General features: G+C 56.0%; 11 protein-coding genes and 1 pseudogene. 2 read left to right on the top strand and 10 right to left on the bottom strand.

Annotated elements, in window-relative coordinates; translation table 11 throughout:
• Positions 1-22: 22 nt before the first annotated feature.
• The 9 genes and pseudogenes from VI25_RS02570 to VI25_RS02605 all read right to left on the bottom strand — a co-directional run bounded on the left by VI25_RS02570 (position 23) and on the right by VI25_RS02605 (position 15593).
• Positions 23-1903 carry a cellulase family glycosylhydrolase gene (locus VI25_RS02570; protein WP_236704844.1) on the bottom strand — a complete coding sequence of 627 codons (1881 nt, stop codon included), beginning with the start codon at positions 1901-1903 and terminating at the stop codon, positions 23-25.
• A 1103-nt stretch (positions 1904-3006) separates the two neighbouring features.
• Positions 3007-3903: a glycoside hydrolase family 3 C-terminal domain-containing protein gene (locus VI25_RS26365; protein ID WP_236704845.1), complete on the bottom strand. Its 897-nt coding sequence runs from the start codon at positions 3901-3903 to the stop codon at positions 3007-3009.
• Positions 3900-5327, bottom strand: coding sequence for a glycoside hydrolase family 3 N-terminal domain-containing protein (locus VI25_RS26370; protein WP_236704846.1), 1428 nt, complete (start codon positions 5325-5327; stop codon positions 3900-3902). Before VI25_RS26370 ends, VI25_RS26365 begins: the two co-directional genes overlap by 4 nt.
• Positions 5328-5487: 160 nt before the next feature.
• On the bottom strand, positions 5488-7248 hold the full coding sequence (locus tag VI25_RS02580; protein ID WP_082455372.1) for a family 43 glycosylhydrolase: 1761 nt from the start codon (positions 7246-7248) through the stop codon (positions 5488-5490).
• 106 nt (positions 7249-7354) lie between these two features.
• Positions 7355-8721: pseudogene (locus VI25_RS02585) on the bottom strand (glucoamylase family protein).
• Positions 8722-8796: 75 nt separating this feature from the next.
• On the bottom strand, positions 8797-10281 hold the full coding sequence (locus tag VI25_RS02590) for a RagB/SusD family nutrient uptake outer membrane protein (RefSeq protein ID WP_055562236.1): 1485 nt from the start codon (positions 10279-10281) through the stop codon (positions 8797-8799).
• Positions 10282-10300: 19 nt separating this feature from the next.
• Positions 10301-13603: a SusC/RagA family TonB-linked outer membrane protein gene (locus tag VI25_RS02595; protein ID WP_055562237.1), complete on the bottom strand. Its 3303-nt coding sequence runs from the start codon at positions 13601-13603 to the stop codon at positions 10301-10303.
• 183 nt (positions 13604-13786) lie between these two features.
• Positions 13787-14827, bottom strand: coding sequence for a FecR family protein (locus VI25_RS02600; protein ID WP_052695559.1), 1041 nt, complete (start codon positions 14825-14827; stop codon positions 13787-13789).
• A 151-nt stretch (positions 14828-14978) separates the two neighbouring features.
• Entirely contained in the window at positions 14979-15593 is a 615-nt protein-coding gene (locus tag VI25_RS02605; protein ID WP_055562238.1) for an RNA polymerase sigma factor, read from the bottom strand.
• 171 nt (positions 15594-15764) lie between these two features.
• Here VI25_RS02605 and VI25_RS02610 point away from each other — a divergent pair, with 171 nt between their 5' ends.
• Positions 15765-16709, top strand: coding sequence for a M90 family metallopeptidase (locus VI25_RS02610; protein WP_055562239.1), 945 nt, complete (start codon positions 15765-15767; stop codon positions 16707-16709).
• A 114-nt stretch (positions 16710-16823) separates the two neighbouring features.
• Here the strand turns inward: VI25_RS02610 and VI25_RS02615 are convergent, their stop codons facing one another.
• Positions 16824-17624, bottom strand: a complete 801-nt coding sequence (locus VI25_RS02615) for a sterol desaturase family protein (RefSeq protein WP_055562240.1) — start codon at positions 17622-17624, stop codon at positions 16824-16826.
• Positions 17625-17728: 104 nt separating this feature from the next.
• Here VI25_RS02615 and VI25_RS02620 point away from each other — a divergent pair, with 104 nt between their 5' ends.
• The gene (locus VI25_RS02620) at positions 17729-19582 is read left to right on the top strand and encodes a M2 family metallopeptidase (protein ID WP_055562241.1); all 1854 of its coding nucleotides are present in this window, start codon (positions 17729-17731) and stop codon (positions 19580-19582) included.
• Positions 19583-19650: the final 68 nt, after the last annotated feature.

Below are 19650 nucleotides of genomic sequence, written 5' to 3' on the forward strand. Positions count from 1 at the left end.
CAAAAACCTAGTAAGTGACCACCTACTGGCCACTAGCACCCGTGCTACTGGCTGGTGCAAAACGTAGCCAGCTCAATTGTTTAACGGGTTGCTCTACTACTAAGCGGAGGGTATGACGGCCAACTGGCAACGGGGCCGCTTGGAAGGACAGAGTTTGCCACTTTTCACTGGGGCTCTGCTGGTTGGTGACTACTGAGCCAATGGTAACAGTGCCAAGCTTGAGGGTAAGACGGCCTGGTGTAGTATCTGGCAACACACGCAGTTGCACAGTATAAGTCCCTGCGGAGGTTACGGCTACAGTATAATTCAGCCACTCGCCGGCATTTAAATGACTGACTGCAAATGTGTTACCTCCTACTTCAGAAGTTGACACAATATCCACTCCATCATTTCGATAAGCGCCGCCTAGATTCCAGGAGGTGTTGTCGCGGTAGTCAACTTTCGCGGAGAAATCATCCTGATAAGCCACGCCAGCCCGGCCTAAGTCGTAATTGCTGGCGGGAATTGTACCTGGAATAGCCAGAGGTGCGAAAGGCGCAGAGTAGGAAGCTGATTGGGTAAGCGCCGCCGCCACGTCGCGGTTGGGGGTACAGTTGGCGAACTGCACATTGCGCAGTAAGGCAGTCCGACCTTCGGGCGTAAGAATGCTACCATACGGTTTCACTCGGAGCAGACTGGCCGGGCTATCTACGCGCTTGATATTCCAGTGGCACCAACCAATATTTTGGGCGTTCAATCCCTCTACAGCCGCTCCAAACCACTCATTTGAGTTTTCACCCGTCTCGCCTACCCACACGGGCACTTGCCACCGGTCGCGGAAAGCGGCTAGGTTTTTAATTAAGTTAATTTGATTAGGGTTAGGATCTGCCGCTTCCGGTGTATTCGGACACCAGTAGCGGTGGGCGTTGTACGCTAAGTTCCGCTTGTCGCGCACCCGCAGCTTATCGGGCGTGAGGTTAGTGTACTCATTGCCATACCCATTGCCCTCAAGTAACAGAATGTGCTGGTCGCCCTGGGCCCGCACGGCATCAACCAGCCGCGCATACAGTGCACTAAGCTCTTGATTATCAGCCGACATACCGTTGGCCGCATTTAAGTTATGGGGCTCATTGATAAGATCATACATTGCCACCCGCGAATCGTTTTTGTAGCGCGCCGCCAGCTTTTCCCATAGCCGTACCGTAATGTCTTGATAGATGGCCCGGCCTTTCGCATCGCGCCGCTTCCATAAATCTAACGGCACAAGGTTGTCGTTGATATTACGGTCGGTACCTTGCCCACCGGGAGCTGCATGCAGGTCGAGAATTACATATAACTTGTTTGCAGCACACCAGTTGAGCACGTTATCAATCAACCGGAAACCTTCCAGGTTTTTCTCGGTAAAAAGCTGATCCTGGTCGTACCACGTGCTTAGGTTATCCACGTAACCCGTCACGTTTCGAGGGGTAAGTAGGGCTTGATTACGGGCGTGGCGCTGGGCGGCGGTTAGGAACAAATCATAGTGAAAAGGCAACCGCACACAGTTAAAGCCTTGTTTAGCAAGGAAATCAATATCCGCCTTTGTAATAAAATTAGCCCGGTACTTCCGGTAGAATTCTTCCATTTGCGCCTCCGGCATAGTGCGCAGCAATCCTTGCTTAATGCGCCACTGGCTATTCAGAGTGTCAGTTTGCAAAATATAGCTTTCCTGCAGTAGCCAGCCGCCTACATTGAAGCCACGTAATACCACTTCTTTGCCATTGGCATCCACTATTTTAGGACCAGCCGCGTGCAATGCGCTTATCTGTTGGGCTGCTAGTGGCGCGTTGGGCAGAAGTAGCCCTGCTGACACGAGTAAGGCACTGGCCATAGTGCACACCCTTGCTAGCTGCCAAGTGGCGGCGTGTTGTTCTTGGCAAATCATACGTTCTGATAATTAGGATGATACCCAACTAAAAAGCACATGCAGAGCACAGAGCTTTTGCTCTACTCCTATTATTCCTACCCTTCACTCAGCTGTAGTGTGCTGATTATGCTTCCCACATGGATCTAGAGCATAAACCGGAACGAGAGGAAGTAGCACTATGCTGAGCAGAGGCTAGTGCGCGACACTACGGCAGCAAATAAGAAAACAGCACTAGCGGCACCACAAGACGGTTGCCGCGGCCATTTTTGCACTTTTCTTATATACATTTACTCCTTAGAAGAGAGGCATGCACGACAAATTGCTTGCAGTCTATTACAGACTGACCTCAGGAGTTAATAGGGCTTCGCTACTTCTAACAAAGTAGTCCGTTCATCGCCCACTTGATGCTTTTTGATAGCTCAGATGCTAAGACCAGCTACTGCACCACAGCAGGCTACACGGTGCACAATCTATCCTTAGATACTATTGATAGACGTAGTCTGACGATGGAGGCCTAGAGAAAGGCTTTAGTAGGATAGTTTTCAAGTGGGTAGGATATAGTGGGAGTGGGCAGATTTGCTACCAATAGCAGCAAGAACAGTGGCGACAGTACAGTGCTTTATGGGCAGACTTACCTAAGAATGGAACATGTAGTCTGGTACGGAAGCATACCTAATCACTAGGGATGGTACTTCCTGAAAAGCGAGCTATATGCCACCAAATATAGCAGCGTTGTTTTTTAAAATACAAGGTCATAAAACCCCTTTGCTACACGGTATGGCTACTTTTTCATCTACTTAACACAGGGCGTATACACTTACATCACACTTCTAACGCACCTATAATATATCTATACACGCGTTGGCTCACATCCACTATCAGTAGAAGTACAGATAAGAAACAACCACAATAAGGAGTTGTCTACCCATCTTATTTATGCTTTGCCTTCGTGCATTACATGGGTGTATTCGTAAACACAGAACGGCGGCCTTAGTAAGGCCGCCGTTCTGACACCTACAATACATATGGCTTCCGGAAGTTCAGTCCGCTCCCCTAAAGCATTCTGGTTTCCGGAAGCCCCCGCGCACTTGTCCCACACAAGGCGCAGGTATAGTCATTCGCTACTGGGCCGCCAGCTTGAAGGTGGCTGTTTGCACGTCGCGGGAGTTGCCTCCTACGAATACCTGGAAGTCACCAGGCTCGGCGACAAACTTCAGGTCGGTGTTGTAGAACTTTAGATCTTCCGGCGTGAGGCGGAACGTGAGCGTACGGCTCTCTCCTTTCTTGAGCATCACTTTCTGGAAGCCCTTTAATTCTTTCACGGGTCGGGAAATGGAGCCTACCATGTCGCGGATGTATAGTTGAGCTACTTCCTCGCCGTCGTAGTTGCCGGTGTTTTGCACCGTTACTTTTACCTCCAGCGTACCGTTCATGGGTAAAGAGGTTGTGCTCAACTCAGGCTTACCGTACTGAAAAGTAGTGTAGCTCAGGCCAAAGCCAAACGGGTAAAGTGGGTCGTTGCTCACATCCATGTAGCGCGACTTGTACTTATCGAGGGCAACGCCAGCGTAGGGACGGCCAGTGTTTTTATGGTTGTAGTAGATAGGAACTTGACCTACATGCTGTGGGAAGGTAGCCGTGAGCTTGCCCGAGGGGTTATAAGCCCCAAACAATACATCGGCAATGGCGTTGCCGGCTTGGGTACCGGCAAACCACGTTTCCAGGATAGCATCGGCGTTTTTGTCTTCCCATGGTAGCGTCATGGGGCGGCCGCTCATTAGCACAATCACCAGGGGCTTGCCTGTTTTCTTGAGTGCCTTCAGCAGTTCCAATTGCTGACCTGGAAGCCCAATATCAGCGCGACTAGCAGCCTCCCCTGTCATGCCCTGCGACTCACCTACGGCGGCCACAATCACGTCGGCGCCTTGAGCTACCTGTACCGCCTCGCGAATCATCTCCTCCGAGCTGCGCTTGTCCACGTTTAGCTCACCGCCGTGGGCATTGAGGCGGTCAATCATCTGCTGGTCGTCGGTGAAGTTGGCACCTTGGCTGTCACAATCTTCACCGAGTTGCCTACCGCATCTTTCATTCCCTGTTCCAGCGACACGGCTTGTTTCCAGTCGCCGGCACCGCTCCAGGAGCCAATCATGTCGCGCTGCCGGGTAGCCAACGGCCCAATAAGAGCAATAGTACCCGACTTTTTAAGCGGCAAGGTGTTATTGCTGTTTTTCAACAGCACCATGCTCTTACGGGAGATGTCGCGGGCGTCAGCAATAAACTCCTTCTTCATAATGGTGTTCTTGGCCCGCTTCTCATTGGTATAGAGGTAGGGGTCTTTGAAGAGGCCCAGCTTCCACTTAGCTTCCAGAATGCGGCGGCAAGCCAGGTCAATCTGCTCCTGCTTCACGGTGCCATCCTTCAAGTTCTGAGCCAGATTCTTAAGAAAAATCTCGCCCACCATGTCTTGGTCGATGCCTGCGTTCAGCGCCAGTGCCGAAACCTGCGCATCGTCGCCCATACCGTGGGCGGTCATTTCATTGATGGCGGTGTAGTCAGTGGCAACGAAACCGTCGAAACCCCACTGGTTGCGCAGCAGCTCGGTCATCAGCCACTTATTGCCGGTAGCGGGTACGCCGTTGATGTCGTTGAACGACGACATCATGGAGCCGGCACCGGCATCAACGGCCGCTTTATAGGGTGGCAGGTACTCATTGTACATGCGCACCAGGCTCATATCGGTGGTGTTGTAGTCACGGCCAGCTTCCGCGGCGCCATATAGGGCAAAGTGTTTCACGCAGGCCATTACCGTATTGTTCTTCATCAGGTCGTCGCCCTGGTAGCCACGCACCATCACGCGGGCAATCTGGGAACCGAGGTAGGGGTCTTCACCCGAGCCTTCGGAAATGCGCCCCCAGCGTGGGTCGCGGGCAATATCTACCATGGGCGAGTACACCCAGTTGATGCCATCGGCTGAAGCTTCCTCGGCCGCAATGCGGGCGCTGCGCTCAATGGCCGTCAAATCCCAGCTGGAAGCCAGGCCCAGCGCAATAGGGAAGATGGTGCGGTGGCCGTGAATAACATCGTAGCCAAAAATGAGCGGAATGTGCAGGCGCGTTTCCTTCACGGCCATTTCCTGCAGCTTGCGGGCTGCTTTGGGCGTGAAGGTGTTCAGCACCGAGCCCACCGCTCCGCGGCGAATACTGGCATCTACGTCTTTGCTTACTACCGGGCCCGTAACATCAAACCCTACCGTAATCATATTTAGCTGGCCGATTTTCTCTTCCAGCGTCATTTTCTGCATCAGGTCGTTGATGAACTTGGTCATCTTCGGATCGGGGGCGGCTACGCGGGCAGCCGTGGGAGCCGCAGACTGCTGGGCTTGCAATTGAGGTGTAAGCAGCCCCAACGACATGAGCAGGGCGGTACGAAAAACTCTTTTCATGTGGGAAAGGAATTAATAGGAAAGTCAGAAGGGGAAAACAAGGCAAACAGATCGGCCCTACGTACCGCGCTACGAGTATGGGCGCAGGGCCCGTGCCCAACGCACCCTAGTAAAGGGCGCAGCTAGCGGAACGCGGTTAGGCCCCAGTGGGGCCTTGCTCCTACTGCGCCGCCAGCACGGGGAGGCGTGCGGAGACACCATTTTCGTTGATGGCCTCGATGGTAAAGTAGTACGGCTGGTCCTTGTCCATGCCCTTGAAGTAGTATTCAGCGGCTCCGTGCACCATAATGCAGCTATAGAGCTTGTCGGGAGCGGTACCTACGTGGATGTTGTAGGCGTACGCATCGTCGGAAGGAGCCCATTTCAACCAGGCGCTACGCTTATCCTTCTCAGTGCGCAATACTACAAAACCTTTTACTTGGTTGGGCGCTAAACCACTCCCCTGCCCGAAAATTCGTAGCCCACTGAGGGCAAACTTACCCGTGGGCATATGGATATTTTCAAGTTTCAAGAAGCGAGTTTGCAGAGGCTTACCAAGCTCAATGTAGTCGTGAGGCACATCGGTTTTATTCTGGCTTTTGTCCACCAGCAGCTTCCAGTTCTTGCCATCTTTCGAGTGCCATAGTTTGTACTGATGGTAGGTATTTAACTGCTTGCCGAGGAACTCCGCATCCTGATCGGCGTAGTTTATTTGGATGGCGCGTACGGTGCTTACCTCGCCCAAATCGGTTTGAAAGTACTCGCCTCTGTTCCCTGTTTTGGCGCTCCAATAGGTTTTTATGCTTTCATCTACCGCATAGTTGGGCTGGTAGCCACCCAATGTAGAAGAGGCCTGCACAGGTTTCTGGTAGTTCAGCAGCATCCACCCCGTAAAGCGACTTTTGAGGTGGTCTTGGGGGCCCGTAGGCAGGTAGTGCGGGTAGTCGCCAAAATCGGTAGTAGAATACAGCACCCCGTCTTTATCGAAGCCGGCCGGCCACAGCCCCAGGCGTCGCTCAAAATTGTTTTTTACCGATACAACCATGGTTGACAAATGCCACCAATTGCCCCAGGTGTCCTGAAAAGTATTGCCATGTCCCGCCCCGCGGGCAAAGCCACCCGGCTTGTAGGCGAAGGGGTTATGCTTTTGCGGGGTAAATGGCCCCAAGGGCTTGTCACTTACCTGCACGCCATCTGCATAGCCACTAAACTCCGTACCGGGCGCCCCATACTGTAAGTAGTACTTTCCCTGATACTTATTCATCCAGGCACCCTCCATAAATGGGTCGAGGAACGTGTTATCTAAGTATTCGCCGAAGCGCTGCCAGCCGAACTGCTTGTCGTTGAGGCCAAACATCTCTTTTCGCTCGCCAATGGGTTGCAAAGTGCGGCGGCTAATCTGCTGGCCGTAGAGAGGGTACACATTGGAGCTACCCCAGTAGAGGTAGAGCTTGCCGTCGTCATCAAGAAAGAAGGCGGGGTCCCAGGCTCCTAGCTGAAAAGGATTCACGGCTTCCTTCCACTCTGCGGCCTTGGGGTTTGTACTCATCCAGATGGGGAAATTTTTCTCCTGGGTAGAGCCATACACTAGTAGCGTGTCGCCCAGCACGAACACGGCCGGCGCACACAAGTCATCGTACACTTTGTGCTCCGGCTTCAGAAAATGGCGGGGCACAAACTTCCAGCTGTATAAATCGTGGCTCCACCAGTATCCCCATTGGTTGGTGCTGAACAGGTAGTAGTCGCCCTTATATAAGGTAATGACGGGGTCGGCGGTGGCGCGGTGCTTGCCAGCCTCGGCGAAGTTGGGAATGGGCGTATAGCCGTAATCCAGGTTGAGCGGGTTGCAGTACGTGCGTTGCCCCCCAGCACTGGCGGTAGGCTGAGCCTGGACGACCAGCCTCAGCAAGGCGGCAAGGCACAAGAGCAGAAATGAGCGCATGGGTTGAATGGGAAAAGCGCGTTCTGACGAACACCGCGACAGCTCGTCCAGCCTGTTCGGTCAGTCTTGCAACGTCAGCACGCGCTTGTAGCTAGTGAAAGCCTGCTTACTTCTTGAGTTGGGGACTCTCGAAACCCAGCTTGGTGAGGCCGCGCTGTACATCGGGGCTGCTCATGAACAGTTTCCAGAGTAGGCCGGTCCGGTGGTTTTCAATCATGCCCACAATTGGTCCCTGGTCAATGGCCAGGTGCGACTTGGCGTACCAATTATGCTGTTCGCTAAAGCCATCCACAAAGCCGTACTCGCTCCAAATCTTATCCCCCAGATCGTGATAGAAGTGCTTCATCGCTGCCATCGACTCCTTAGGAGCATAGGGCATAGCCGACAGCGCCGCCGTAGGTGATATTACGCCCAGGTCTTCGGTAGGCGAGTGCGCGGCGTAGCCCTGGTAGCTGTCAGAAGCGGTGAGGCCCCAGCTGCTTGGCCCGTAGCCTTGTACTTCTTGGGGTTCTCCACGCAGTAGGCGTAGTTGATGCGGGTGTGGGCTTGATTTTGCTGCCAGTAGTCGGCGTACTGGTCTTTGAGGCCGCGGGGGTCGAGGCCGAGGAAGGTGTAGTGCGAGAAAAACAGGGGCCCGCCGTAATCAAACCCCAAGGGCAGCTTGGTCTGGTAGAACTCCTTACCGTTCTTGAAGTAATTGCCAATGGCCCAGCCTTGGTCGTATACCTTCTTGTCGATGGCGTACTTGGGCGAGGACGCGGCCAGCACGTAGGTAATCAGGCACTCGTTCCAGCCGTGAATCTGGTGGTTCATGCTCCAGCCATTGTTGGGGCTCCAGTGCCAATACAGCACATTTTGGCCGCCCTGGGTGTGCCAGTTCCACTCCACGCCTTCCCACATCCAGAGAATATGGTTGCGCAGGTCCTGTTCGGTTTTGCTGGTGCCGGTGAAATATTGCCGGGCACAAATCAGCCCTTCAAATAAAAAGGAGGTTTCCACCAGGTCTGCCCCATCATCCTTCTGGCTAAAGCGAATTACCTTCCCCGTGGCGCCATTCAGCCAGTGCGGAAACACACCGTGAAACGAGTCGGACTTTTCCAGGAACTTCACGATTTTGAAGATGCGAGCAGCAGCTTCCTCCCGCGCAATCCACTTACGCTCCGCTGCCACAAGTATGGCCATGATGCCAAAGCCGGTGCCGCCGGTCGTTACTACCTCGTCGCCGTAGTCGAAGGAACGGTTGCTCCGCTCCCGCGCCATACCCGATACAGGGTGCCCAAAATCCCAGAAGTAGCGGAAGGTTTGCTTCTGCACCAAGTCCAGCAATTGCTCGTCGGTGAGGTTTTTGGGCCGCAGCTTAGGATTGAAGGTAGCGGTAGCAACCGGGGCTTTCTTGGCAGCAGGCTTCTGCTGGGCCCAGAGTAAGCCGGGCAGCAGTAGGACTAGAAAGGAAAAGAGAAAACGATGCGTCATGGGCGGGAAAGGGAGGAATAGAACGAAAAAGCGCCGGGGCTATGTGCCACCCCGGCGCTCCTGCATCGGCTGGGCCTAGTAGCCGGGGTTTTGGCTGATGAGGCCGCCACTAACATCAATGCGGGCCTGTGGAATGGGAAACACCTCGTTTTTGCCATCCACGAAGTTTTTACCAATGGCCCGTAGCACAGTGCCGGCCCGGCCCTGGCGCACCAGGTCCCAGAATCGGTCGTGCTCCATGGCCAGCTCCAACCGGCGGTCTTGCCAGATAGCCTGGCGCAGGGCCACACGGTCAGTTACCGTAACATCGGGTAGGGCGGTGGCGCTGGTGCCCCGGGCCCGCTTGCGTACCAAGTTGAGGTTAGTCAGGGCCTTGGTGGTCTGGCCTTGCTCGTTGGCGGCTTCGGCATTCATCAGCAATACATCGGCGTAGCGCAGAATTCGGATGTTCTTGCCAGCATCGCCCATGCCGTTGGGCGAACGGGGGTCGGTAGCGCGCACGTAGGCCTTCTGGTTGTAGCGTGGGTTGTCAATCACCGTTGGAATGGTGACCCCGTCACCCAGGTTTTCACCGGCGTAGATAATGGTAGCGTCGCGGCGCGTATCACCCGCCTCATAGGCGTTGTTCAAGTTTTCAGAAGGCGTATTGAAACCCCAGCCACCGGTAGGGATTGGAGCCCGGGGGCTTTGCACCTCGGAGTACTGCGAGCCGCCCCCACCCTGGGCTAGCGTGGCAGCTTGCACCTCAAAAATAGACTCGCTGGAATTTTCGCCATCCAGGGTGAACAGGCGAGCATAGTCGTTGTAAAGGCTATACTGATTGGAAGCAATAATCTGGTCGGTCAGCGTCAGGACTTGGCTCCAATTGTTCTGGTACATGTACACCTTGGCCAGCATGCCTTGGGCGGCACCCTTGGTTACGCGGCCCAGGTCGGCGGCGGCATATTCTGAGCGTTCCGGCAGGGCCGCAATGGCCGCGTTCAGGTCCTCAATAATGAAGTTGTAGGTTTCCTGCCGGGTAGCACGGGCCTTAGAGGAATTGCTACCGTCGCGGGGAGGCAACTCATTAATAATAGGTACGCCCCCAAACGTGCGCACTAGGTTGAAATAGTAGTAGGCCCGCAGGAACCGGGCTTCCCCAATCAGGCGTGTCTTCAGGGCTTCATCCATCTGAATGGGCGGCACCCGCAGAATTACCTGGTTGGCCCGGGCAATGCCTAGGTAGTGCCCCTGCCAGAACCCATCCAGCAGGCCGTTGGAAGCGGTAGCGGTGAAGTTGTCCAGCTCGCCCATGGCCGGGGCGTCGCCGGGGGTGCTGCCTTTATCGGCGTCATCGGAGGCCACGCTCGCAATACCCACGAAGGAGAAGGTGTGCACGGAGAAATCGCGCAGCTGGTTGTACACGGCGTTGGTGGCCTGCACGGCGCCGTCGGAGGTAGCAAAGAAGTTTTCGCTTAGCTCCTCGCCCAAGGGTTCGGTGTCCAGGAAATCTTTACAGCTGCTGGTAGCCAGCGTCAGCGACAGGCTGGCCAGGGCAATGATATAATGTTTCGCTTTCATGAGGTAGCGCTGCTTACTGTTACAGGGAAATATTGATACCCGCGTTGTAGGAACGCGTCACGGGCACCACGTTCAGCTCAATGCCGCGGCCGGCATCGTTGCCCCCCACTTCGGGCGAGAAGCCCGTGTACTTGGTGAAGGTGAAGGGGTTGAACGCATTGACGTAGAAGCGCACGCCCCCTACCCCAAACGACTCCGTAAGGCTGCGCGGAATGGTGTACCCCAGTTGAATGGTACGGAAACGCACGAAGGAGCCCGACTCAATGAAGTAGCTCGATACCTGCGGAATGTTGTTGGACACGCGCGGCTCGGTGCTGGAGGGGTTGCTCGGCGTCCACCGGTCTAGGCGCGAGGCCTCGAAGTTCTCGTTGGTGAAGCGCACGGCCTTTTTGCCGTTGTAGATCTTATTGCCAGCCACGCCCTGCACGTCCACTGCCACGTCGAAGCCTTTATAGGCCGCGGAGGTGTTCAGGCCATACGTCAGGTTAGGAATGGGCGAGCCCAGGCTCACTCGGTCCTGCTGGTCTACTACCCCGTCGTTGTTCACGTCGCGGAAACGTAGGTCGCCGAGGGCTTTACCGCCGGGCTGGTTGGGCGCACTGGCTACCTCGTCGGCCGTTTGGAAGATGCCGGCCACATCATAGCCATAAAACTCACCGATGGACGTACCCACCCCACTGCGCGTTACCACGTTACCGTTGTTGAGGCTGCCGCCCACAATGGGCTGCCCGCCGTTGCCCAACGACACAATGTTGTTTTTGAGCGTAGACAGGTTGCCGTTGATGCCGTAGGAGAAACCCTCCTTGCTGCCGCCCTGCCAGCCGAGCGTGAACTCGAAGCCCTTGTTGTCAACGGTACCAATGTTGCGGAACAGCGCCCCTACCGCTACCGGCACTTGGGTAACCAAGTCGTTGGTGCGCCGGTCAAAGTAGTCGGCTTCAAACGTGAGGCGGTTGTCGAGCACGCCAATCTCAAAGCCCACGTCTAGCTGGTTAATTTTCTCCCAGCGAATTTGAGATACGGTGGGGTTCGTCTCCGTTTTGCCAATGTTGAGCGTTTCGCCGGAGCCAAAAATGGCGCCCAGCCCGTTGTTGATGCGGGCGTAATACTGGTAGCTGGGCACGTTCACGTTGCCCACTATCCCGTAGCTGGCGCGCAGCTTCAGGTTGTCAAACAGCCCCAGGTTTTTAATGAAGTCTTCCTCCGACAAGCGCCAGCCCAGACCCAGCGCCGGGAAGTAGCCCCACCGGTCACCCTCCGAAAAGCGGGAGGAACCGTCGGCCCGGAAGGTAGCCGTAATAAGGTAGCGGTCTTTCAGGGCGTAGTTGGCGCGGGCCAGCACCGACTGGAAGGCGTACTCACTGGCCGAGTTGTTGGCCACGTTGCCCTGGGCGTTGCCCACGTTCAGGTACCACAGGTCTTCGTCGTAGCCGGGTACATCGCTGCGCTGCCCAAACAAGGACTCAACCTGGTCGCGCTGGGCCGTGTAGCCACCCAGCAACGTCAGGCGGTGGTCGTCGCCAAACTGGGTGTTGTAGGTCATGGTGTTTTCCCACAGCCAGGTAGAACTGGTGCCCGTCTGGCGGCTCAGGCGGCTACGGTCGTTGCGCTGGTTCTGCGACACAAAGTACACCGGCACGTACACCCGGTTCTCGGTGTAGCCCAGGTCGGTACCGAAGCTGGAGCGGAACGTCAGGTTCTTGAGCAGGTCGGCTTCCCCGTAGATGTTTCCCACTAGGCGCCCCCCCTTGTTCCGTTCGTTATTGTAAGCAAGTTGTGCTACCGGGTTGGCTACGCTCTGGTTGTTGGAGTAGCTATAGATGCCCGTAAGGGGATTGGTCACTAGCTGGGCTGGGTCGGCATTGTAGGCATTGCCAAATACCGAGCCGGGAGTGATGTTTTCCTTGATGCGGCTCACGGCCACGTTGGCCCCTACCCGCACGCGGTCCGTCAGGCGGTACTCGTTGTTGATGCGGAAGTTGATGCGCTCAAAATCCTGCCCCTTCACAATGCCTTCCTGCTTGTTGTAGCCCCCGCTGATGCTGTAGCTAGACCGCTCCGAGCCGCCCGAGGCGCTCAACTGGTAGTCCTGGATGAAGCCCTTCTGCAGGATTTCATCAAACCAGTTCACGCCGCTACCAAAGTCGTACCCTGGGTTGCGGAAGCGGGCGGTAGAGTTGGGCGTGGTATTTACGATGGCCTCGTTGAGCAGGGTCTGGTATTCCGTAGCGTTGGCCATCTTCACGCGCTTGGCTATTTCCTGGTAGCCGGCGTAGGCGTTCAGCGAAATTCGGGCCTTGCCAGATTTCCCCTTTTTCGTAGTTACAATGATGACGCCGTTGGCGCCCCGCACCCCGTAGATAGCCAAGGAAGAAGCATCCTTCAGCACTTCAATGGAGGCAATATCGTAGGGGCTCAGATACTGAATATTGTTGGTAAACATGCCGTCTACCACAAACAAGGGCTGGTTGGCGGCTTCGTTGTCCTCACCGGCCGAGCGCACCGACGTAACCCCGCGAATACGAATGCTGGGCGGTGCCCCTGGGCTACCCGAATTAGAAGTGATAGTGACGCCAGCTACTTTTCCTTGCAAGGACTGCTCGGCGTTAGCCACGGGGCGGTTGGCAATTTCCTCTGCTTTCACTGACCCAATAGCCCCCGTCACGTCGGCTTTGCGCTGGGTACCATAGCCCACTACCACTACCTCGTTCAGCGACTGAGAGTCGGGCGCCAAGCTCACATCCACGGTGGTGCGGCCACTCACGGGCACTTCCTGAATGGTAAATCCTACAAAGGAAAATGCCAGGGTAGCATTGTCGGGGGCGGTGAGGGTGTAGCGGCCATCGGCGTCGGTTTGGGTGCCAGTGCTGGTTCCTTTTACTACCACGTTCACGCCGGGCAAGGCTGCGCCCTTCTCATCTACTACCCGCCCGCTCACCGTAATGTCGGCAGCGGCAGCAGGCTTGAGCACGATGCCACTGGCCAGGGGCTCGTAGGCAATGCGCAGAGGGTCGAAGAGGGTATGCAGCACCTGGCCCAGGGGCTGCCCTTCGGCCTGAATGGACACCCGCCGACTAGCGCCAATCAGCTGGCGGCTGTACTGAAAGCGGATGTTGGTCTGGCTCTCGATACTGGTAAGAACCGACTGCATTGTTTCATCCTGGGCTCGTATCGTAACGGGCTGCTCTAAGTATTGCTGCGCAGCAGTAGGCAGCGCCGTGGCAGTAGCAATGCTGCTACCGAGCAACGCAATGCAGGCAGGAGAAAACACGGCCGCCCGCTTTAGCAGCAAGGGGGTACTCAGGTGTAGGGGAATTTTCATGCGTAAGGTGGGATAAAATGGTAGATCTGGGGGTGGCACCTCGTGTGAGCTGCCAACTACCTGCGGCGGACAACCCAGCCACCGCTAATAGGCCGGGTTTGGCTTGCCCTTACCGCCTTGTTGAAAGGTTGCAGCCGGGCTAGTAGGTCATAAGCAGGTGGGTTAGGGGTGAAACAGTGGGCATTAGCGCGTGGCGCACCCGGGGCTGCGGAATAGAATGTGCGTATCGGCTGTTGAGTAAGAAGCGCCGAGGGCCTTGCTGAGCACGTTTAGCTTGCCGTAGAGCGACTCATCGCGCAGGTTCAACGTCACCGTGCAGCTGGCGAGAGAATTGGCATCGTACTCAATGACAACTCCATAGGCCTTTTCCAAGGCGGCAAGCACTTCCGTTACCGGGCGGTCGTCGAAGGCAAATGATTGGGCCACCAGCTGCACGGGCTGCGCTACTAATTCCCGCTCCAAGGCATGCTCGTCGGGTTTATATACTGCTTGCTGATTGGGGAGCACAACTACGCTGCCGGGCAGGGCGGCCGCAACACCAGCCTCGGCAGTAGCGCGGGGCGTCACGCGCACGCGGCCGGTTTTCACTTGCACCACCACTGGCTGAGCACCCACGGGAGCCTGCACCAAGAAGCTAGTGCCCAGCACGCGGGTGACTACCTTTTGGGTGTACACCAAAAACGGCCGAGAGGCATCGTGGTACACATCAAAGAAAGCCTCCCCAGTTAGGGTCACTATGCGGCGGCCACCGGTAAAAGCGCGCGGGTATTTCAGCTGGCTGCGCGGCGACAATAGCACATGGCTTCCGTCGGGCAGGGCAAGCTGCTCAGGCGCGTTGGTGCGGTTGATATGCACTACCCAGCGTGATGCAGGGGCCGTAGTAGCCGTCAGTCCTGGCCCAGACTGGCGGGTAGTCAGCACTTGCTGGGCGCCCAGCCCAATGCCTAATGCAACCAGCGCCGCTGCCGCCCAACGGCCGGGCCGGCGCCACACAGTCCAGGAAGACGCCTTGGCTGGCAGACTAGTGTCGTGGTTCTCAAACGTATCCTGCGCAATGCGGGCCCAGAGGGCTGCCTTAATGGTTTCCTGCTCCTGGCGGGTAATGTTTATCTCCCGCTCGTGCCCCAGCACGTCGTACCAATCTTCTACAATCTGCTTTTCCTCGGGCGTGCACGTTCCTTGCTGGTAGCGGTGTAATAAGTCCCGTAAGTCAGTTTGTTTCATAAAAATCGAAGAGGCAGTAAGGGGTTGCTTACTTACTAGTCGATCAACTGTCCCCTAACCCTAGCCTCTACCTCAACTTTTTTACACAAAAAAGCCAACCGCAGGGGTTGGCTTTGCTAAATCACTCTTTATCAAGGTCAAACAATTAGGCTTATAATCCCAAGTAGAGTAGCAGGAGAGTGATAAAATCCCGCAAGCTCAAGCGCAACGACTTCAACGCGCGGGTCAGGTGGTACTCTACCGTTTTGCGCGACAGATTCAAGTGCTCCGCAATTTCTGGAATGGTTTGGTGCTCTAGCCGACTGAGGCGAAACACCTCCCTAGTGTGCTCGGGCAGTCGCATCAGTCCCGCCAGCAAAGCCACCGAGAGGTCATCGGCCTCCACGGTTTGCTCCGTGCTATGGTCGAGGGATGAGTGGTGGGTACGGCTGTACTCTACATATCCCGCGTGCGTCATGCGGGCCTTGATGAAGTCAATGATACGGTAGCGAATGGCCCGGAAGAGGTAGCGCTCCACGTTTTCGATGGTTGAGCCCTGGTGGCGCTTGTGCCACAATGCCGTAAACAAATCCTGCACTACTTCCTCGGCGGCCTCCCGTGAGTTCACCTTGCGGTAGGCTACTTCAAATAGAGGCCACCAGTAGCGCTCATACAGCTCGGCGAAAGCCAGGGTATCTTCCTGGGCCAATGCCTTCACCAGCGCAGCATCGTCCCAGGCCGCGTAGAGGCGCACATGCTTGGCTGGTGGCGGAGGGGAGGGTGGCATATACTACTAACTTAGAACAAAATGGGAAGCTGCGCTACAACCTTGTCTCAAAAAGCGTTTGGCAGCCGCTTTTTTCTCGTTTTAGGACGATCATACGCCATCCGAGGCGCGGGCGCTTTTTTGTACCCCGCGGGGCACAACCCTACCCTACTACCGGCCGTTCATGCGCCCATGTCATACCTTGTATTTGCAGCCCTGGTGGCAGCAGTTGCTTTCTTCTTCTACCGCTATGTCACGCGCGATAAGCGGCTTAAGCAGGCCGCCCTCGCGGCCGATTTTCCGGTGGCCTGGCGGCAGATCTTGTCCGAGCGGGTAGCCTTTTACTTGTCTCTCACGGCGGGCGATAAGCGCCGATTTGAGCAGAAAACGCAGGTTTTTCTGGCTCAAACGCGCATCACCGGCATTCAAACGGATATTGATGATACTACCCGGGTACTGGTGGCGGCCTCGGCTATTATTCCCGTGTTTGGCTTTCCTGACTGGGAGTATGGCAACCTCAGCGAAGTGCTGGTAGTGCCCGATGCTTGGACGCTGGAAAAAGACCCCAGCAAAGAATTTGCGGGCTTGCAGGGTACTTTGCTGGGGAGCGTGCAAGGCTTCCAAACTTCGCACTACATGCGTTTATCGAAAGCGTCCTTGGAACAGGGCTTCCGCGATGCCCTCGACAAGCAGAACGTAGGTATTCATGAGTTTGCCCACTTGCTCGACGAGGCAGATGGCGTTATTGACGGCATACCAGCAGTGGCGCTTCCTGCTGAGCTACGCCCCGCCTGGGAAGCCGTTATGCAGCGCGAAATTGCCGCAATTCGGGCCGGTAACTCGGAGATTAACGACTACGCTGCCACCAACGAGGCCGAGTTCTTTGCTGTGGTAACTGAGTACTTCTTCGAGAAACCCGAGAAGCTACAGGAACACCATCCCGAGCTTTACCAGCTGCTTAGCCGGGCCCTGCGCCAAAACCCCAAGAAACGATTCCTGCGCTCGGCCGTTGATCCGCGCGAGTGGCTGCGCAGCTTGCGCAGCCGTCGTAAGTTTGGCCGCAACGACCCGTGCCCCTGCGGCAGCGGCAAGAAGTACAAAGACTGTCACTTGCTTCAGCAGGCGCAGGCCGCCTAATACGCAGTTGCTTTTTTACCCCAGCGGCCCCGCCGGAATCAGTAGTACCCAACGCTACGTGCGCTTGTGGTGATGCTGATTCCGGCGGGGCCGCTGGGGTATATTGGCTTCTGACTAAGCTACTTTCGAGCTGGCAGGCTGGTTGTTGGCTACCTTCTCAAACCGATCCTGGTACTTCGCGTGGTTGGTTCCCATAAGCTGGTCCCACCAGTTGAAATACAGACCATAGTTGCCTTTCACAAACTGGTGGTGCATGTTGTGATGGGTACTTGTGTTGTGGAGGCGGCCAAGCTTCGACCGTAGGAACCGGGCCGGGTACAGCTCATACCCCAAGTGACCTAGCACATTCATGCCCATCATATAGCTTAGGAAAGCTACCATGGCGATGGGGTGTAAAGGCAGCACAAACACTAGCAGCGGGAAAATACCGGCTTCAATTACAGCTTCTACCGGGTGGAAGGCAAACGCCGCCCAGGGAGAAGGATTGGTAGAGAGATGATGCACCCGGTGCACCCGCTGGTAAATACCTGGCAAGTGCATGAAGCGGTGCGTCCAGTAGAAATAGGTGTCGTGGGCCAGAATCGCAACCACGGTGCTCCCCAGCAGGTACCACCAGCCGTACTCGGCTATGCTGGTATAGATGCGGGTGTACCCGTACTGCCGGGCCACGAAAATACCAAGGCCCACAGCTGCAAAAATCAGGCAGGTGAGTAAGGAATAGCGGATTTCGGTGTGGATGTGCTTCTGATCAGGAAAGCGAGGTTGGATGCGACGGTGCTGCCACCGGGCCTTTTTCCAGCGCCAGAAAATCAGGTAGGCTACCCCGGCAAACAGCACGTAGCGGAGCAGCAGTATGGTAAAGTCGGCGGCGTAAATGAGGCCGGCTTGCGTGGGCGTAACGAGAGCAGCTAGCATATCGGCGAAACTATAACTCTGTCTTGTTAGTTCGGCGCGCAAAGGCGCTGGATATGTACCTTCGCTACCAGCAGCTCGCTTCACGCTGTCTTTCCTATTATCCAATGAAGAAATACCTGCTCCCTATTGCCACGGCCACGCTGCTTGCTGCGTGTGCCCCCACGGCCAAGACACCCACGGCCACTAGTCTCCCTACTGCCACACCACAGCCTACTACCCAGCCAGCGGCGCCCACTTGGTCGGAGCAGGCGGAAGCGTTTCTGCGCGAGTACTCCGCCGAATACCAGCGCCTCTACACTGAATCGGCGGAGGCGGAGTGGCGCTCTAATACGCGCATTGTGGCCGGCGACACCACCAATGCTGGAGCCACAGCCCGGGCCAACGAGCGAATGGCGGCCTTTAGTGGCTCGGCCCAGAACATCCGGCGCCTGCGGGAGCTGCTCGACCACAAGCAGGACCTAACGGAAATTCAGGTTAAACAGCTCCAAACGGCCTTGTACAACGCAGCCAACTCGCCCCAAACAGTGGCCGACGTGGTGAAGCGCCGTATTAAAGCCGAAACCCAACAAACTGAAAAGCTGTACGGCTTCGACTACAAGTATCAGGGCAAATCGGTAACGACAAATGACTTGGACGAACTCCTGCGTAAGGAGAACAACCCCGCTAAGCGCCAGCAAATCTGGGAAGCCAGCAAGGCCATCGGCCCAACGTTGAAGGAGGGCTTGCTGAACCTACGCGACCTGCGTAACCAAACAGTGCAGGCCCTGGGCTACCCCGATTACTTCACCTATCAGGCCTCTGACTACGGCATGACCCGGGAGGAAATGATGACCCTGGTGCGCCGCATCAACGAGGAACTCCGCCCGCTCTATCGCGAGCTGCACACCTATGCCCGCTATGAGCTGGCCAAGAAATACAACCAAAAGCAAGTTCCCGATTACCTACCGGCCTCTTGGCTCCCAAACCGTTGGGGTCAGGACTGGAGCGCCATGGTTGATGTAAAAGGCCTTAACCTTGACCCAGTGCTAGCCAAGAAGGGCGCCGAGTGGCAGGTAAAGCAAGCCGAGCGGTTCTACCAAAGCCTGGGCTTCCAAGCTCTTCCGGCTTCGTTCTACGAAAAAAGTAGTCTGTACCCATTGCCCAAAGGCGCCACCTACAAGAAGAATAACCACGCCTCGGCCTGGCACATCGACCTAAACCAGGATGTGCGCAGCCTCATGAGTGTGGAAGGTAACACCGAATGGTACGAGACAACCCACCACGAGTTGGGACACATTTACTACTACCTCACGTACACCAACCCCGACGTGCCCCCGCTGCTGCGCCAGGGCGCCAACCGCGCCTACCACGAGGCTATGGGCTCGCTCATGGGCTTGGCCGCAACGCAAAAACCCTTCTTGGCGGGCCTTAACCTAGTCGATGCTAAAACGCAAACCGACCAAACGCAAACCCTGCTGAAGGAAGCGCTCAACTACGCCGTGTTTATTCCCTTTGCCTCAGGAGTAATGAGCGAATGGGAAAGCAGCTTCTACGCCGATAAACTACCCGCTGATCAGCTCAATGCGAAGTGGTGGGCCTTAGCCAAGCAGTACCAAGGCATTGTACCGCCTACTACTCGTGGTGAGCAGTACCTCGACCCGGCTACTAAGACCCACATCAACGACGACCCGGCCCAGTACTACGACTATGCCCTGTCCTACGTTATCTTGTTTCAGCTCCACGACCACATTGCCAAGAAGATCCTGAAGCAGGACCCGCACGCTACCAACTACTACGGCAACAAAGAGGTAGGCGCGTTCCTAGCCGACATCATGCGTCCTGGTTCTAGCAAAGATTGGCGCACGGTATTAAAGGAGAAAACCGGAGAGGACCTTTCCGCCCGGGCAATGGTAGAGTACTTCCAGCCGCTGATGGCCTACTTGAAGCAGCAAAACAAAGGGCGCAAGTACACCATGTAAGCACGCCGCTAGGCAGCAGTGCTGATTTCGCTCTCGCAGCCTTTTTACAGAAAGAGCCCGGCCAAATG

This window comes from Hymenobacter sp. AT01-02 (genome assembly GCF_000961955.2).
GTDB classification, from domain to species: domain Bacteria; phylum Bacteroidota; class Bacteroidia; order Cytophagales; family Hymenobacteraceae; genus Hymenobacter; species Hymenobacter mucosus.

Bases quoted from the DNA above. Each gene is read 5' to 3' on its own strand.
- VI25_RS26370 (WP_236704846.1), bottom strand. From the start codon at position 5,327: ATGAAAAGAGTTTTTCGTACCGCCCTGCTCATGTCGTTGGGGCTGCTT.
- VI25_RS02600 (WP_052695559.1), bottom strand. From the start codon at position 14,827: ATGAAACAAACTGACTTACGGGACTTATTACACCGCTACCAGCAAGGA.
- VI25_RS02580 (WP_082455372.1), bottom strand. From the start codon at position 7,248: ATGCGCTCATTTCTGCTCTTGTGCCTTGCCGCCTTGCTGAGGCTGGTC.
- VI25_RS02595 (WP_055562237.1), bottom strand. From the start codon at position 13,603: ATGAAAATTCCCCTACACCTGAGTACCCCCTTGCTGCTAAAGCGGGCG.
- VI25_RS02570 (WP_236704844.1), bottom strand. From the start codon at position 1,903: ATGATTTGCCAAGAACAACACGCCGCCACTTGGCAGCTAGCAAGGGTG.
- VI25_RS02615 (WP_055562240.1), bottom strand. From the start codon at position 17,624: ATGCTAGCTGCTCTCGTTACGCCCACGCAAGCCGGCCTCATTTACGCC.
- VI25_RS02610 (WP_055562239.1), top strand. From the start codon at position 15,765: ATGTCATACCTTGTATTTGCAGCCCTGGTGGCAGCAGTTGCTTTCTTC.
- VI25_RS02620 (WP_055562241.1), top strand. From the start codon at position 17,729: ATGAAGAAATACCTGCTCCCTATTGCCACGGCCACGCTGCTTGCTGCG.
- VI25_RS02605 (WP_055562238.1), bottom strand. From the start codon at position 15,593: ATGCCACCCTCCCCTCCGCCACCAGCCAAGCATGTGCGCCTCTACGCG.
- VI25_RS26365 (WP_236704845.1), bottom strand. From the start codon at position 3,903: ATGATTGACCGCCTCAATGCCCACGGCGGTGAGCTAAACGTGGACAAG.
- VI25_RS02590 (WP_055562236.1), bottom strand. From the start codon at position 10,281: ATGAAAGCGAAACATTATATCATTGCCCTGGCCAGCCTGTCGCTGACG.